Source organism: Primorskyibacter sp. S187A, assembly GCF_049800955.1.
Classification (GTDB): Bacteria; Pseudomonadota; Alphaproteobacteria; order Rhodobacterales; family Rhodobacteraceae; genus JAKVBH01.
The window spans coordinates 1,545,214-1,560,427 of record NZ_JBNAGA010000001.1 but is presented as its reverse complement, the minus strand read 5'-3'; the positions used below and the strand labels follow the sequence as shown (position 1 = coordinate 1,560,427).

General features: G+C 60.1%; 13 protein-coding genes and 1 tRNA gene. All 14 read right to left on the bottom strand.

Annotation, left to right across the window (positions count from 1 at the left end):
• Positions 1 to 28 precede the first annotated feature (28 nt).
• Positions 29 to 1,255: an acyl-CoA dehydrogenase gene (locus ACP15S_RS07775; RefSeq protein ID WP_425039000.1), complete on the bottom strand. Its 1,227-nt coding sequence runs from the start codon at positions 1,253 to 1,255 to the stop codon at positions 29 to 31.
• 177 nt (positions 1,256 to 1,432) lie between these two features.
• Positions 1,433 to 2,122, bottom strand: a complete 690-nt coding sequence (gene phoB / locus ACP15S_RS07770; RefSeq protein ID WP_425038999.1) for a phosphate regulon transcriptional regulator PhoB — start codon at positions 2,120 to 2,122, stop codon at positions 1,433 to 1,435.
• A 3-nt stretch (positions 2,123 to 2,125) separates the two neighbouring features.
• Complete coding sequence (gene phoU, locus ACP15S_RS07765; RefSeq protein WP_425038998.1) at positions 2,126 to 2,854, bottom strand: phosphate signaling complex protein PhoU; 729 nt, start codon at positions 2,852 to 2,854, stop codon at positions 2,126 to 2,128.
• 5 nt (positions 2,855 to 2,859) lie between these two features.
• Positions 2,860 to 3,660 (bottom strand): phosphate ABC transporter ATP-binding protein PstB, encoded by an 801-nt coding sequence (gene pstB, locus ACP15S_RS07760; RefSeq protein ID WP_425038997.1) that lies wholly within the window; start codon positions 3,658 to 3,660, stop codon positions 2,860 to 2,862.
• Positions 3,661 to 3,673: 13 nt separating this feature from the next.
• Positions 3,674 to 5,035, bottom strand: coding sequence for a phosphate ABC transporter permease PstA (pstA, locus tag ACP15S_RS07755; protein ID WP_425038996.1), 1,362 nt, complete (start codon positions 5,033 to 5,035; stop codon positions 3,674 to 3,676).
• On the bottom strand, positions 5,032 to 6,504 hold the full coding sequence (pstC, locus tag ACP15S_RS07750; protein WP_425038995.1) for a phosphate ABC transporter permease subunit PstC: 1,473 nt from the start codon (positions 6,502 to 6,504) through the stop codon (positions 5,032 to 5,034). The genes pstA and pstC overlap by 4 nt, the downstream gene beginning before the upstream one ends.
• A 73-nt stretch (positions 6,505 to 6,577) precedes the next feature.
• Entirely contained in the window at positions 6,578 to 7,618 is a 1,041-nt protein-coding gene (locus tag ACP15S_RS07745; RefSeq protein WP_425038994.1) for a substrate-binding domain-containing protein, read from the bottom strand.
• Between the two features lie 222 nt (positions 7,619 to 7,840).
• A complete protein-coding gene (locus ACP15S_RS07740) occupies positions 7,841 to 8,869 on the bottom strand; it encodes an ATP-binding protein (protein WP_425038993.1) in 1,029 nt (342 codons plus the stop codon).
• Positions 8,869 to 10,053, bottom strand: coding sequence for a trans-sulfuration enzyme family protein (locus ACP15S_RS07735; RefSeq protein ID WP_425038992.1), 1,185 nt, complete (start codon positions 10,051 to 10,053; stop codon positions 8,869 to 8,871). The genes ACP15S_RS07740 and ACP15S_RS07735 overlap by 1 nt, the downstream gene beginning before the upstream one ends.
• 234 nt (positions 10,054 to 10,287) lie before the next feature.
• Positions 10,288 to 10,623 carry an antibiotic biosynthesis monooxygenase family protein gene (locus tag ACP15S_RS07730; RefSeq protein WP_425038991.1) on the bottom strand — a complete coding sequence of 112 codons (336 nt, stop codon included), beginning with the start codon at positions 10,621 to 10,623 and terminating at the stop codon, positions 10,288 to 10,290.
• 138 nt (positions 10,624 to 10,761) lie between these two features.
• A tRNA-Ser gene (locus tag ACP15S_RS07725) sits at positions 10,762 to 10,851 on the bottom strand.
• Between the two features lie 182 nt (positions 10,852 to 11,033).
• Positions 11,034 to 11,753: an alanyl-tRNA editing protein gene (locus ACP15S_RS07720; RefSeq protein ID WP_425038990.1), complete on the bottom strand. Its 720-nt coding sequence runs from the start codon at positions 11,751 to 11,753 to the stop codon at positions 11,034 to 11,036.
• Positions 11,750 to 14,170, bottom strand: coding sequence for a DUF3772 domain-containing protein (locus ACP15S_RS07715; protein WP_425038989.1), 2,421 nt, complete (start codon positions 14,168 to 14,170; stop codon positions 11,750 to 11,752). Before ACP15S_RS07715 ends, ACP15S_RS07720 begins: the two co-directional genes overlap by 4 nt.
• Positions 14,170 to 15,204 carry a cysteine synthase A gene (locus ACP15S_RS07710; RefSeq protein WP_425038988.1) on the bottom strand — a complete coding sequence of 345 codons (1,035 nt, stop codon included), beginning with the start codon at positions 15,202 to 15,204 and terminating at the stop codon, positions 14,170 to 14,172. The genes ACP15S_RS07715 and ACP15S_RS07710 overlap by 1 nt, the downstream gene beginning before the upstream one ends.
• Between the last annotated feature and the right edge of the window lie 10 nt (positions 15,205 to 15,214).

Sequence of the window (15,214 nt, the reverse complement as noted above, 5' to 3'; positions counted from 1 at the left end):
ACTCATGACCTTAGAGGAAGTTCTTCATCTAAAAGAAGGCCTGCAAACCCGTTTGCGCACGGCCAAGAATGAGCGCGTGCACATCATGTGTGCCCTCATAGGTGTTCACGGTTTCAAGATTCATCATATGACGGATCACCTGAAACTCACCGCTGATGCCGTTCCCGCCATGCATATCGCGTGCCATGCGGGCGATATCGAGCGCTTTGCCGCAATTGTTGCGCTTGATGATGGAAATCGTTTCCGGCGCGCCCTTCGCCTCATCCATCAACCGCCCGACGCGCAAGGACGCTTGCAGCCCCAGAGCGATTTCCGTCTGCATATCCGCAAGCTTGCGCTGGAAGAGTTGGGTCTGCGCAAGGGGCTTGTTGAACTGATGCCTGTCGAGACCGTATTGGCGCGCTGCGTGCCAGCAAAACTCTGCTGCGCCCATAACGCCCCAAGAAATGCCGTAGCGCGCGCGGTTCAAACACCCGAACGGCCCTTTAAGACCTTCCACGCCCGGCAAAAGCGCGTCTTCTCCGACCTCGACGCCATCCATAACGATTTCGCCGGTCACTGACGCGCGCAAAGACATCTTGCCCTCGATCTTGGGCGCGGACAGGCCTGCCATGCCCTTCTCCAGAACAAAGCCCCGGATCTTGCCGCCATGGGCCTCTGATTTGGCCCAGACGACAAAAACATCCGCGATCGGCGCGTTGGAGATCCACATCTTCGCGCCAGTCAGCTTGTAGCCGGTGGCGGTTTTCTCCGCGCGTGTTTTCATGCCAGCCGGGTCCGAGCCCGCGTCGGGTTCCGTCAGCCCAAAACAACCAATCAGACGGCCCTCGGCCAGACCGGGCAAATACTTCTGCCGTTGTTCCTCGCTGCCATAGGCATAGATGGGATACATCACGAGGCTCGATTGCACCGACATCATGGAGCGGTAGCCGGAATCAACCCGCTCAATCTCACGGGCGACGAGACCATAGGCCACGTACGACGAGCCCAGCCCGCCATATTGTTCAGGAACTGTGATGCCCAACAGGCCCATCTCGCCCATTTCACGGAAAATCTCCGGGTCCGACGTTTCTTCGGCAAACGCCTGAACGGCGCGGGGGGCCAACTTCTCTGCCGCATAGCTGCGCGCACTTTCAGCCACCAGGCGCTCTTCTTCGCTCAATTGATCCTGCAGCCGAAACGGGTCTTCCCAATCAAAAGCTCCCAGGTCCGGAGCATCTTTGGCCTTCAAAGCGGATACATCGAGTGCAGACACAACACATCTCCCATCTTTTGCATTTCACATCTTAAACCGCGCCTGTCAGAAGACCAAGCCACTCCCTTCCTCTTGCCAAAAATATCCCGAGGGAATTCTCCGCAGGAGCTTAGGGGCTGGCCGCCTTGCTGCGCCAAAGGCGCTGATCGTGTGTGCGCAGCACGCAATAAGATTACGTCAGCCCAGTGCGTAGCCTGCGCCGCGCACGGTTCTTACAAGATCGTCATCGCCGAATTGGCACAGCGCCTTGCGCAAGCGCCCCACATGCACATCAACCGTGCGGGTATCGACGTAGATGTCGCGCCCCCAGACCCGATCGAGCAGTTGATCGCGTGACCAGACACGGCCCGGCTTTTCCATGAAGGTCGTCAGCAGGCGAAACTCGGTGGGCCCCAGTTTGATGGCCCGGCCTGCGCGGGTCACCTTGTGTGTCTCGCTGTCCAGAACAAGACTGTCATATTCCAGCACAACCCCAACGGAAGAAGGGCGCGTTCTGCGCAATTGGGCCCGGACCCGGGCCATCAACTCGATCACGGAATAGGGTTTGATGACATAGTCATCAGCCCCCGTCTCAAGTCCGCGAACGCGGTCGACTTCCTCGGAGCGCGCCGAAATCATGATCACGGGAACATGTCGCGTGGCCGGGCGCATCTTGAGCCTGCGGCAGACCTCGATGCCCGATACATTGGGCAACATCCAGTCAAGCAAGATCACATCCGGGGCGTCTTCCTCTACAAGCAGCAGGGCTTCTTCGCCGTTCTCCGCCCGGCTGACCGCAAAACCCTCTGCTTCCAGATTGTAGCTCAGCACCTCGCGTTGCGCCGCTTCGTCTTCCACCACAAGCACACGCGGCTGCGACCCGGACATGGTCTACTGCCCCAGCTGCGCCGAGAGATCGGCATCCAGCGATGTCTTGTCTCCCTTGGGCCGCTCGTCTTCCGGCATTTCGCCTTCCACGAGGAATACGACCTGTTCGGCAATGGCCGTGACATGATCGCCCATCCGCTCGATGTTTTTGGCGATGAAATGCAGGTGCATACAGGCTGTAATGTTGCGCGGATCTTCCATCATGAAGGTCAGGAATTCGCGGAAAATCGCGTTGTACATCTGATCCACGTCGCGGTCGTGCTGGATTACGGCGCGCGCCAGCGTTGCGTCGCGCTGGATGTAGCTGTCCAGCGCGTCCTTGAGCATGCGCTCGACTTCCTTGGCCATGCGGCGCAACGTGGCCGTGGTCCCGTTGATCGGGCTCATGGTCATCAAAACGGAATTCCGCTTGGCCATGTTCTTCGCAAGATCCCCGATGCGCTCGAGGTTGGAGGACATTTTCATGACCGACAGGATGACCCTCAGATCAATCGCCGTTGGGGCCCGCAAGGCAATGACCTGTGCCGCTTCTGCATTGACCAGATCATCCAGAGCATCAATGGCCTTGTCTCCATGGCGGACCTTCTCGGCCAGCGCTTCATCGCGGGTCTCAAGCGAATGGGCCGCATCGAGGATGGCTTCTTCGACGAGACCACCCATTTTCATGATCTGTGCCTGGATGCCTTCAAGGTCGCGGTCATATGCGGAGGAAATATGTTGCTGCATGTCCATCTCCCCTACCCGATCCGGCCCGTGATGTAGCTCTCGGTGCGCGGATCTTCGGGTTTGGTGAAAATCTTGGGCGTGTCATCATATTCGACAAGATTGCCGAGGTGGAAAAACGCGGTCTTCTGGCTGACGCGGGCGGCCTGTTGCATCGAGTGGGTCACGATGACGACCGCGTAGTTCTGGCGCAACTCGTCAATCAGCTCCTCCACCTGTGCTGTGGCAATAGGATCGAGCGCGGAGCACGGCTCGTCCATCAAAAGAACCTCCGGCTCAGTGGCCACCGCACGCGCAATGCACAAACGCTGCTGTTGGCCGCCCGACAGGCCGGTGCCGGGGGCATGCAGCCGGTCCTTGACCTCGTCCCAGATTGCGCCGCGGCGCAGGGATTTTTCAACGATCTCATCAAGGTCTGCCTTGGAGCGCGCAAGCCCGTGGATGCGCGGGCCATAGGCGATATTGTCATAGATCGACTTGGGGAAAGGATTGGGCTTTTGAAACACCATCCCCACCTTGGCGCGCAGCTGCACAGGATCCACGCGGCGGTCATAGATATCCTCGCCATCAATGCGGATATCCCCCTCAACGCGGCAGATATCGATCGTATCATTCATCCGGTTGAGACAGCGCAGAAAGGTGGATTTGCCACAGCCCGACGGACCAATGAAGGCGGTCACGGTTTTGTCCTGTATCTCGACATTCACATCCTTGATGGCGTGATTGTCGGCATAATAGACCTGCACGCCCTCTGCCGCGATTTTGACGGTATCTGTGCTCACGTTGCTCTCCGTAGTCTGAACGGCATCATACATCGCTCGTATCTCCCTACCAGCGTCGCTCGAAGCGGCGGCGCAGGATGACCGCCAGCGTATTCATTGTCACAAGAAAGATCAGCAGGATGATGATCCCGCCCCAGGCGCGTTCATAGAAGGCGGGATCAGCCCGCTTGGCCCATTCGTAGATCTGCGCAGGCATGGCGGAATTGGGATCGAGAAGCCCGCTGGCCACGCTGTCAGGCATGTTGGAGGCAATAAAGCCGATCATGCCAATGAGCAAAAGCGGCGCCGTCTCGCCCAAGGCTTGCGCCAGCCCGATGATCGTGCCCGTCAGAATGCCCGGCGCGGCCAGCGGCAGAACATGATGAAACACCGTCTGCATCTTGGAGGCCCCCACCCCAAGCGCGGCTTCCCTAATCGAAGGTGGCACGGCCTTCAGGGACGCGCGCGTTGAGATGATAATCGTGGGCAAAGTCATGAGCGTCAGGACCAGCCCGCCCACCAAAGGCGCGGATTGCGGCAGGTGCATGTAGTTGATGAACACAGCAAGGCCAAGGATACCAAAGACAATCGAGGGCACGGCTGCGAGGTTCGAGATATTGACCTCGATGATGTCCGTGATCCAGTTCTTGGGCGCGAATTCCTCTAGATAGATCGACGCCGCAACACCAATGGGAAGCGCCAGGACCAGCACGACGAGCATCATGAAGAACGAGCCCACCATGGCCACACCAATCCCAGCGGCTTCGGGCCGGGCATCAGAGGCATCCGCCCCCAGAATGAACGCTGGATTGAACCGTTTCTCGATGACGCCTGCCGTGACAAGCGCATCAACCAGATCAAGCTGCGCGACGCTGATATTCTTGTCCTCGGCAATGTTTTCCCGGAACACACGGTCCTTCAGATAGCCATCCACACGGGATTGGGCCAGAAACTCGAAAGTGATGGTCTGTCCAATGACGGACGGGTTGGCAATCACGTGATCGCGCAGCTGTGCGGCGGCGGATTTGGAGAGGAGCTTGGCCATGTCCTTGGCCTTCATCTCCGTGGCGATACCCGCCTCCGCGACAGCATTCTCCATCGCGGTCCGCAAGAACGGCGCATAGCCAAAGGTCGTGACCTTCCTGATATCGTCGAGATCGCGATTGCCATTCTTGTCGAGCTTGTCTTCCAGCAACTCGACATTGAGCGTCACAAAGGTTTGCTGGAAGGCAGACGCACCATTGCTCACAATCGTCCAGACGAGGAAGGCGAGCATGATCAGACCGGCCGAGATCGCGGCGACGCCATAAGCCTGAAAGCGCGCCTCGGCGGCATTGCGCTTCTTGGTTCGGGCATCAGGCGCGATGATGGAGCTCTTGAGCGCGGGGCGCGCGTCATCCCCGGCCCCGGCATTCGTGAGATCACTCATTCGTATTGCTCCCGATATTTGCGCACGATGTAGAGCGCGAGGACGTTGAGCCCGAGGGTCAGGACAAAAAGCGTGAGCCCCAGCGCAAAGGCCACCAGCGTTTCGGGCGAAGAGAAATCCCCGTCGCCCGTGAGCTGGCTGACGATCCGTGTCGTGATCGTGGTCATGGCCTCAAACGGATTGCCGGAGAATTTGGCAATGGCCCCGGCCCCCAGAACGACAATCATGGTCTCACCGATGGCGCGGGATGTGGCCAGCAAAACCGCGCCCATGATGCCGGGCAGTGCCGCTGGCAAAACAACCTGCCGGATCGTTTCGGATTTCGTTGCCCCAAGGCCCAGCGATCCATCGCGCATCGCTTGCGGGACGGCGTTGATAATGTCGTCCGACAGCGAAGAGACAAACGGAATGAGCATGATGCCCATCACCACGCCCGCCGTGATCACGGCTCGGACACCAGCCATCCATTCCACACCTGCAAACCCGCCTTTGCCGAAGATATCGAACAGGAAGGGGCCCACAACCAGCAGCGCGAAGAGCCCGTACACAATGGTCGGGATGCCAGCGAGAATTTCGAGGAAGGGTTTGGCGAAGGCCCGCGTGCGTGGGCTGGCATATTCCGACAGATAGATCGCGGCAAAAAGCCCAATGGGCACAGCCACCAGCAGCGCAATGAAAGAAATATAGAGCGTCCCCCACAGGAGAGGCAAAATGGAGAGCTCTGAATCGCCCCGGAAATTAGGTGCCCAGGTGCCGCCAAAAAAGAAATCACTCCAGGAATGCAAGCCAAAGAAATTGCGTGTCTCAAAGAGCATCGAGAGGACAATCCCCAAGGTCGTCAGGATTGCGAGGCAAGCGGCGGCCAGAAGCAGTGCGAGAATGCCGGTCTCTACGCTGTTGCGTGCCCGGAAGTCCTTGTGCGCCCGCGCATAGCTTGCGCCAAAGCCGAGCAACGCTACTGCGAGGACCGCGTAGCCCATGATGGTGTGCCAACGCGCGCTCAAACTCCAGTACCGCTGGCCCGCGCTCAGGACTGTCTCATCGATCTCCGAGGCCAAGGCCACGCCCACCTCGCCGAACTGATCGCGCAGATCCGCACCTGCGCTTTGCATTTGCATCGCGGCCTCGCGGCTCAAGCGATCCTGATCGAAAAGCGCTTCGAACCCGTCGGCCGTCCGCCTTACATCAGACATCACAAGCGCAATCGACGATCCTTCCGGCACAGCACTATTGGGGATAAGCGACGCGACAGAGCGCTCAATCATCATGGGCTGCACGAAAAGCCAGAGTCCAAGGGTCGCGATAGCGGGCACGCCCGCGCACAAAGCAACGTAAGCCCCGTAGTAATTGGGGCGTGAATGCAAGTTGCGCGCGTCACCTCCGGCGCTTGCCAAGGCCCGCTTGCGGCCCAGAGCATAGCCCGCAGCACAGATCACGATGATCGAGATGACCAGCCAGATAAGAGGCATGTCTTTCCCCGCTTCCCTTTGAGAGAGTGCAAGCGGCGCCCCGCAATGTGCGGAGCGCCAACATCACATGGTTTTACATGCTGCCGCTGATGGTTTGTTCGTCCGCGACAATGGCTTGTGTGGCCTCCAGCTCAGGATCGGCCACGAGGCCATATTCCGCCAAAGGACCATCCGGGCCAGCTATGTCGTCAATGACGAAGAACTCCGCGAATTCCTTGAGGCCCGGGATCACGCCGATATGCGCTTTCTTGACGTAGAAATAGAGCGGGCGCGAGACAGGATAGGCCCCTTCAGCGATGGACTCGGTTGTCGGGACAACGCCCGACATCGTGGCCACTTTCAGCTGGTCTGTGTTGTTTTCATAAAACGCCAGACCAAAGACACCGATACCATTGGGGTTGGATGCAATCGAGGCCAGTGTTTCGGTGTAATCGCCATCAATATCCACGGATTTGCCGTCCACGCGCACGCTCATGCAGGCGCGTTCCGCGTCGTCCTCGGACATTCCCGCATCCAGCATCGCGCTCAGCGCGCCGGCGTCTTCACAGCCCTGCAGGAGCACTTTTTCCTCAAAGACTTCGCGCGTGCCGTGTTTCGTCCCGGGGATGAAGGCCACGATGTCCGCGGCTGGGAGCTCCGCGTTGAATTCGGACCATTGCGTATAGGAATTGTCGACCAATGCGCCGTCTTTCAGCACCTTTGCAGCCAGCGCGTTGAAGATGTCTGCGGGTTCAAAGGCCGCGAACGCAGGCCCGTCCTGCTGGGATGCAAAGACGATACCGTCGTAGCCCACGCGCACTTCGATGATGTCGGTCACGCCGTTTTCGGCGCATGCCGCAAGCTCTGTCTCTTTGATCTGGCGCGAGGCGTTGGCAATATCGATCGTGTTCTCGCCCACGCCCTCGCAAAACCGCTTCAGACCGGCCGAGGATCCGCCCGATTCCACAACTGGCGTCGGGAAATCGAAATTCTCGCCGAAGGCTTCCGCCACGATGGAGGCATAAGGCAACACGGTCGATGACCCGGCAATCTGGACCTGATCCCGCGCAGCAGCGCTTGTGGCGCATAGTGCGGCAACGGCGAGGGATGATGCGGAGAGTTTTACGAGTGTCATGGAGAGAGCTCCTGTTATCTTGACTGACGCGCCGCGCAGACGCGCCTTCGTACGGCCTTGCTAGGCCCCACGCGCAATGCTTTTGTGACACTTGTGTAACAGCTTTATGACAACCTGAGAGAAGTGGGGGCGCACTACGGTAGCTTCCTTCAAGTATCTGATAAATAAAGAATTGTATTTGCTTTGCGTTGCCCCTCCCACGCATCCGGAAAATGCTGGGCCTCAGGCATCTACAGGCAAAATGACCGAAAACCGGGATCCCTGCCCAAGTTCAGAATCAATCTGCAAACGCCCCCGGTGCCGGGTCACGATATGTTTTACAATCGCAAGCCCAAGACCGGTCCCGCCTTGTTCGCGGGATCTATGGGTATCCACCCGGTAAAACCGTTCGGTCAGGCGCGGAACATGTGCGGCGTCTATCCCCGGGCCATAGTCGCGCACGACGATTTCCATGGCCTCGCAACGCAAACGCGGATGAAAGGCGGGGCCTAGCAAGGCCACCACGCAGCGCTCACCCTCGCGGCCGTATTTGATGGCGTTCTCCACCAGATTGGTCGCAACCTGGCGCAGCTGATCTGCATCGCCGGGCACAGACAGCGCCGCGTCAGGGATCTGGGCCTCCAAGACCACGCCCGCTTCCGCTGCGAGCGGCGTCAAACCATGCAAGACCGAGCGCAGAAGATCGCCGAGTGCCACCGGATCTATTGGCCGCTGCCGTTCTTCCGCTTCCACACGATTGAGCGACATCAGATCACCGACAAGCCGGTTCATCCGACCGGCTTCCGCTTCCATGATCGACAGAAACCTCTCCCGCGCCACGGGATCGTCTTTGGCCGGACCGCGCAGCATCGTTTCAATGAAGCCCAGCAGTGCGGTCAGGGGCGTGCGCAGCTCATGGCTGACGTTGGCCACGAAATCGCGCCGCATCTGGCTCGCACTGTCCAGATGGGTCACGTCCTCAAAGCTTGCCAGAACCCCCTCGTCCAGTACCGCGACACTGGCCTGATAGGTCACGTCATGGCCCGTTTCATCGGACGTCAGATACCGTGCGGTCTGGGTTGTCCGCGTGGATTTTGCCCGCTCAATGGCCGATAGCAGGGATGGCTGGCGCAGGGCTGTGATGTAGTGACGCCCCGTGAGGCCTTCGCCAAATACGGCAGCCCCTGCGGGATTGATAGCCGCCACCCTGTCATCTCGCCCGATCCAGATGACTGGTGTTGGCAGGGCGTGGATGAGGCGGCCGGGCTCCATTACACGGCCTGAGAGGCCCGAACGGCGCGTTCGAACTCCGCAATTAGGGCTTTGGGCTCTTCGAGCCCGACCGAGACGCGGAACGTGCCCTCCGAGATGCCAATGGCGGAGCGCGCCTCCGGTGTCAGGGCGCGATGCGACGAGGACGCGGGATGCGACAATGTGGAGCCCACATCCCCCAATGTCGGCGCAAAGGCGATGCCCGAAGCCTCCGCAGCCAGCGCATTTGCCGCAGGGCGGCCGCCCGAAACTTCAAAGGTGACCATGTTGCACCCCTGCCCGTCCAGCAACGCCACCGCGCGATTGTGATCGGGGTGATCCGCACGCATGGGATAGACCGACCGGATGACGCCGGGCATGTCCGCCAGCGCATCCGCAAGTGCTGCGGCTGTGGCCTGGGCCCGATCAAAGCGCAGATCAAAGGTCATCAATCCGCGCTCGGCCAGCCAGCAATCAAAGGGGCTGGGTGTGAGCCCGGTCGTGACGGCAAAGGTGGTCATGCGCTCCATGAGACTTGCCTCATTTGCCCCGACCCAGCCCAAAGTGACGTCTGAATGACCCGCCATCAGCTTTGTGACCGAATGCAGCACGATATCCGCCCCAAGATCGACGGGCTTGACGGCGCGCGGCGTCGTGAATGTGTTGTCGACCACCAGCAAAATGCCGCGCGCCTTGGCCAATTGCCCGAGCGCCTGAATATCGGCCACGCGTAGCGTCGGGTTGGAGACCACCTCAACGAGGATGAGTTTTGTCTCGGGCCGGAGCGCAGCCTCCATCGCGGCAATATCCGTAGGATCCGCAAGCGTCGTCTCAATGCCAAGTCGCGGCAGGTCTTCTGCCATGAGCCGCAGCGAGCGACCGTAGAGCTGATCACCGCCAAGGACGTGATCCCCCGACCCGCAGAGCCCCATCAGAACAGCCGTCACCGCGGCCATGCCGGACCCCAGCACGAGACCGGCCTCCACACCCTCCAGCGTCGCGATGCGCCGGGCCAGAACGTCCGCGTTGGGATGGCCCTCGCGCGCATAGGTATAGCCCTGCGTGCGGCCTTCATATTGCGCGTCAAGCGCGTCCGGCGTCTCAGAGGCATAGACCACAGAGGGCGACAAAGGTGTCACCACAGGACGCGAAATGCTCTCCGGCAAAGGCTCGGGCCGGATCAGGGTGGCGCGGGGCTTGGCCATGGCAAAGGTCCTCTCGTGTTCTTTGTGATGTTTGTCAGGCATGCAGATAGATGTCTGTTCCGGCCAACGCAATTCGACAATTCCGAATGCGCTGCGATGGCCCTCGCATGGATTTGCTAACCCAACTGCATTGGCCTGCGTTTCAATCGAGGCCTTTCGCAAGGCTGGTGTGGCGACACCTATCGGAAAAGTCACGAAGCGCGTCGCATGCACCGCAAGCCTGCATGGGATGGTTCACTCTGCGTTATTTGATGGGCCGGCAATATGCTGGATCGCGGTGAACCCCTCGAAACTAGGCGTGCCTTCATGCAGTTTGGACGTTGTGCGCGCACCTGCATGTGCAGCGCGGAACTGCTCGGACCGTGTCCAGGCCAGAAAATGCGCTTCGCTGGCCCAAACCGTATGTGAGGCGTATAAAAACGTCCCATCCTCGCGCGCGGCACTCTTGAGCATGTGGAACTCCACAAACCCCTCAAGCTGGTGCAAGTGGCTTTCCCGGTTGAGCCAAAGATCCTCAAACGCCGCGGCGTTTTCGGATTTGACCGTAAAGCGGTTCATGGCGAGATACATGGCGGAACTCCTCACGTGATCTGAGCGGAATGTGCCACCAAGGTAGGGGAAGTGGAAGAAAAGACACGTCCACCTCGGCCAAAGGACAAAGCTTGGGTCACTGCGCCCTGCGCGGTTTTGCAGATTTTTGGAGGGAAGTGGCGGACAGGAAGGGATTCGAACCCTCGAGACGGTCTCCCGCCTACGCACTTTCCAGGCGCGCGCCTTCGACCACTCGGCCACCTGTCCGCCGCCGGGTCTACAGAAAGCGAGGGGGGGGATGCAAGAGCTTTTCGTCGTCTAAATGGCGCAATTCATGACGGGGCGCTCGGGCAGTGCGCCGGTCATAGGACACGCGCTGAGATGACCTTGATCTGCGGCTTTATACCGAGGGCCTTGCTGAGCTGGCCGCCGCTGTCAGGTGGGATCTGCTAGTTTTCCAACAGAAGGTTCACCCTGCGATTCTGGCGGCCCTTGTTTTCGATCTTGCCCAGTTTGAGCGAGCCGATTTCCCCTGTGCGCGCCACATGTGTGCCGCCGCAGGGTTGCAGATCGACCTGATCTCCACCCCGGCCAATCCGCACCAGCCGCACCTGTCCGGCCCCATGAGGCGGTTTGACGGACATGGTTTTGACAAGCTCAGGTGTGGCTTGCAGGACCTCGTCGCTGACCCAGGTCTCCGAGACCTCCAGATCCTGCTCGACCAATCGTTGCAGGGCAGCTTCCAGCCCGTCTCGATCACTGGGCGCTTCAGGCATGGCAAAGTCGAGCCGCCCCCGGCCCGCAGACACCTGCCCGCCCGTTACAGGAAGCGGGATCACGACGGACAGAAGGTGAAGAGCAGTGTGAACGCGCATGTGCTTGTGGCGTCGCTCCCAATCGAGATGCTGCTCGATGAAAGCGCCGATGGGCGGCAAAGCCATGGGCTCGGCGGGCACAAGCACGATATCGTCTCCGTCACCTTTCACAGCTGTGGCAATGGGCATCTCGTGCCCATCCCATGCGATCAGGCCACTGTCGCCGGGTTGACCGCCGCCGGTGGGGTAAAAGATTGTCTGGTCCACGACAATCCCGCCCTCGTCGGTGTGGCCCGTGACCTTGCCACGGGCGCTGCGCTGGTAGGGATCGGTGCGAAACAGCATCTCGGTCATGATTGTGTCTCCGCGTTGGGGGCCGAATCTGTGGAGGCCAGGTCTGGGTTGTCCTGTGCGTTGGGGGCCAGCGCATTGGGCGCCAGTGCTTCGGGGTTGCGCAGCCAGACATCGCGCTGTGCGAAGGGTATTTCAATCCCCTCCTCCGCAAACCGCATGGCGATTTCATGGTTCATCTCGGATTTGACAGAGAGCATGTAGTTCACATCGCGCAGAATGGCGCGGATTTCGAAATCCATGGAATCCGCGCCAAATCCCTGAAAGACGACCGATGGCTCGGGGTTCATCAGGACCATGTCATGCTGCCGGGCAATGGAGAGCAGAACGCTCTCGACCTTTCGGGTATCCGTCCCATAGGCCACCCCCACCGGCACGATCAGACGTCCGATGGAATTGCCACGGGTGAAATTGGTGACCGTGCCTGCGATCAGATCCCCGTTGGGAACGATGACATCCGTGCGATCAAACGTCTCGATACGGGTGGAGCGGACCGAAATATCGCGCACGTACCCCATCTGACCGCCAACCTCGATCCAATCGCCCTCCGCAATGGGCCGTTCGATCAGGAGGATGATGCCAGAGACGAAATTGTTGACGATGTTCTGAAGGCCAAAGCCAATCCCCACCGACAAGGCGCCCGCAACGATTGCCAGGGCGGACAGGTCAATGCCAGCCACCGAGATGGAAATCAGGGCCGCCAAAAAAATCCCGATATAGCCCACACCCGAAATCACGGCTGTGCGGGCGCCCTGATCCAGCTGGGTTTTCGGCAAGACGGTATTGCGAAGCGAGGCCTGCAATAGCTTGGTCGCGGAATACAAAACGACAAAGACGACCACGAAGGTCAGAAAGTCCGTCGGTTGAATACGGGTCCCGCCAAGGCTGACGCCTTGCAGGAATCGAGACCACACCTCGGTGATGTCAGCGGTCCGCGCGCCCCAGACCAATGCCAAAAGCGGCAGCGCTCCGATGGTCAGGGCAAAGGCGATCAGGACGGTAACAAGCGTATCTTCATCATTGGCGGACTTGCCCGTAATGAAACGGTAAACATCCCCGCAAAATCGTTGCAGCACGAGCAAGGCGCCTGCCAGCAGCAAGGTGGTGGCCGCGGGATAGACCAAAGCGCGGGCCGCCGCGCCATATCCGAAAACAGCCAGCAGTGGCGACAGGAGGGCAACAATCACCGCCACGCGCCCGATGATCTGCATGAACCGCGCCCGCATGGGAACAGGCTCATCGGCCTCGCGCTCAAAGATCACCTTCCTGCTCAGCAACTGCCCAAAGCGGAAGAGCAACAGAGCGGTCAGACACAGGATCGGGAAGTCGAGAACGGCGAGCGTCCCGTCTGAATACCCGTCCCGCTCGGCCAGAACCGATATGGCCCCGCGCAAGACTGACAAAACAGCCAGAAGGCTCGCGTAGCCCCGCGCTTCGACCCTGTGCAATTGCTCCATCGGCAACATGCGGTCGCCGTCATGTTCGGAGAAAACACGGTCCGCGACCCAGCGCGCGCCAAGGATCGTCAAGGCCCATAGCGGCACGTATTCGATCAGTAGATTGCCCCGCAACCCGAGGATCTGCGTAATCTGGACCGCTTCTACGAGTGCAAAAATGCCAGTGATCGGCAGCAGGATCTGTCCGACGGAGACCAGAAAACTCCAGATCCGCGCGCCGCGCCCGCTGCGTTCGAGCACCCAGACACCGGCAGAGCGCGCCCAGGCGCGCCCTCGGATCAACAAGACAAGCCCCAGGATCGTCAGCCCCAACCAGACGGGCGCCGCGCCCAGGATTGCGCTTTGGCGCGATGGCAAGGCCAGCGCGTCCGTGGCCTCCCGGACGATCCCCGTGAGCGAGCTTGTCAGATCACGATATGCCGGGCCCCACAGCGCGGGATTGAGCGGCGATGGCCCAACCTCCAAAAGCGCATCCGTCTGGCGCGTGCGGATGATGCTGTCGAGTTCCGCGATCAGGCCATCGGCCCAGTTGAAATTCTCTTCTGCTGCCACGACAGGCGCGCGCGCAACGGCGAGCTCTTCTTCAAGCGCTGCGCGTCGCGCGGCAATATTGGGTGCTTCTTCGCCGCTTTCAGGCACAGGGCCCATGGCTTCGATCTGGCGTGCCAGCGATGTAATCCGGGCCGCATTCAGGCTTTGGGCATCGAGAAATGCAGCCCGAAACTCCGCGATCTCGGCGCGCAAACTCTCCAGCTGCGGTGTGCTCGCGCTGCCTGCGTCAATGGCGGCCTCGGCCCGGGTTGCCAGCGCTTGCCAGGCCTGAAGATCAATGCCCGGAATGAGCTCCTCGGGCCCGTCTTGCGCCGCGGCCTGGGCCTCATCAACCGATTGCACCTGCGCGATGGCCTGAGGCGCAAGGCCGAAGGCGAGAACGCACAGAAGAGCAAAAACGAGATGCCGCATCACACCGGCTCGAATACACCGGGAATGGAGGCGGGAGCACGGTCCAGCCAATGGGGTACCGGCAGGTCTTTTGAGCGCAGGAATTCAGGATTGAACAGCTTGGATTGATAGCGTGTCCCGTAGTCACACAGGATTGTCACGATCGTATGGCCCGGCCCCATCTCTTGCGCCATGCGTATGGCACCGGCGAGATTGATGCCGGACGAGCCGCCAAGGCACAGGCCTTCCTCTGCCAGAAGGTCAAACACGATGGGCAGCGCTTCTTCGTCGGAGACCTGATAGGCCATGTCTGGAGTGAAGCCTTCGAGATTGGCCGTGATACGCCCCTGCCCGATGCCTTCAGTGATCGAACCGCCTTCCGCTTTCAACGCGCCGTTTGTGTAGTGCTCATAAAGCGCCGAGCCCATTGGATCGGCCAGAGCCACTTTGACACCCTTGGGCTGCAACGCCATGCCGACCCCGGCAAGTGTGCCGCCCGAGCCTACAGCGCAGACAAAGCCGTCGACGTTGCCGTCGGTCTGCTCCCAGATCTCCGGGCCAGTTGTGTCGATATGGGCCTGACGGTTGGCGACATTGTCAAACTGGTTGGCCCAGATCACGCCCTCGTTGCTGTTGCGGGCCATTTCTTGGGCCAAGCGCTCGGAATAGCGAACGTAATTGTTGGGGTTCTTGTAAGGCGCGGCCGGGACCTGCACGAGCTCCGCGCCCGCCAGCCGGATCATGTCCTTCTTTTCCTGGCTCTGGGTCTCGGGGATCACAATTACTGTTTTGAATCCCATGGACGCGCCCACAAGCGCCAGACCGATGCCGGTGTTGCCGGCCGTGCCTTCAACGATGGTCCCGCCGGGCGCGAGTTGCCCCTTGGCAATGGCATCCTTGATGATTGAGAGCGCGGCGCGGTCCTTGACCGATTGGCCGGGATTGAGAAATTCGGCCTTTCCCAGAATGGTGCACCCTGTCAGCTCACTGGCTTTGCGCAATTTGATCAGCGGCGTGTTTCCAACGGCCGTGGCGAGATCTTGGGCGAAGTGCATCGGGTCGCTC

Excerpts from the sequence above, each read along its gene's own strand:
- phoB (WP_425038999.1), bottom strand. The coding sequence starts at position 2,122 with ATGTCCGGGTCGCAGCCGCGTGTGCTTGTGGTGGAAGACGAAGCGGCG.
- phoU (WP_425038998.1), bottom strand. The coding sequence starts at position 2,854 with ATGGACATGCAGCAACATATTTCCTCCGCATATGACCGCGACCTTGAA.
- pstB (WP_425038997.1), bottom strand. The coding sequence starts at position 3,660 with ATGTATGATGCCGTTCAGACTACGGAGAGCAACGTGAGCACAGATACC.
- pstA (WP_425038996.1), bottom strand. The coding sequence starts at position 5,035 with ATGAGTGATCTCACGAATGCCGGGGCCGGGGATGACGCGCGCCCCGCG.
- pstC (WP_425038995.1), bottom strand. The coding sequence starts at position 6,504 with ATGCCTCTTATCTGGCTGGTCATCTCGATCATCGTGATCTGTGCTGCG.
- ACP15S_RS07745 (WP_425038994.1), bottom strand. The coding sequence starts at position 7,618 with ATGACACTCGTAAAACTCTCCGCATCATCCCTCGCCGTTGCCGCACTA.
- ACP15S_RS07740 (WP_425038993.1), bottom strand. The coding sequence starts at position 8,869 with ATGGAGCCCGGCCGCCTCATCCACGCCCTGCCAACACCAGTCATCTGG.
- ACP15S_RS07735 (WP_425038992.1), bottom strand. The coding sequence starts at position 10,053 with ATGGCCAAGCCCCGCGCCACCCTGATCCGGCCCGAGCCTTTGCCGGAG.
- ACP15S_RS07730 (WP_425038991.1), bottom strand. The coding sequence starts at position 10,623 with ATGTATCTCGCCATGAACCGCTTTACGGTCAAATCCGAAAACGCCGCG.
- ACP15S_RS07720 (WP_425038990.1), bottom strand. The coding sequence starts at position 11,753 with ATGACCGAGATGCTGTTTCGCACCGATCCCTACCAGCGCAGCGCCCGT.
- ACP15S_RS07715 (WP_425038989.1), bottom strand. The coding sequence starts at position 14,170 with ATGCGGCATCTCGTTTTTGCTCTTCTGTGCGTTCTCGCCTTCGGCCTT.
- ACP15S_RS07710 (WP_425038988.1), bottom strand. The coding sequence starts at position 15,204 with ATGCACTTCGCCCAAGATCTCGCCACGGCCGTTGGAAACACGCCGCTG.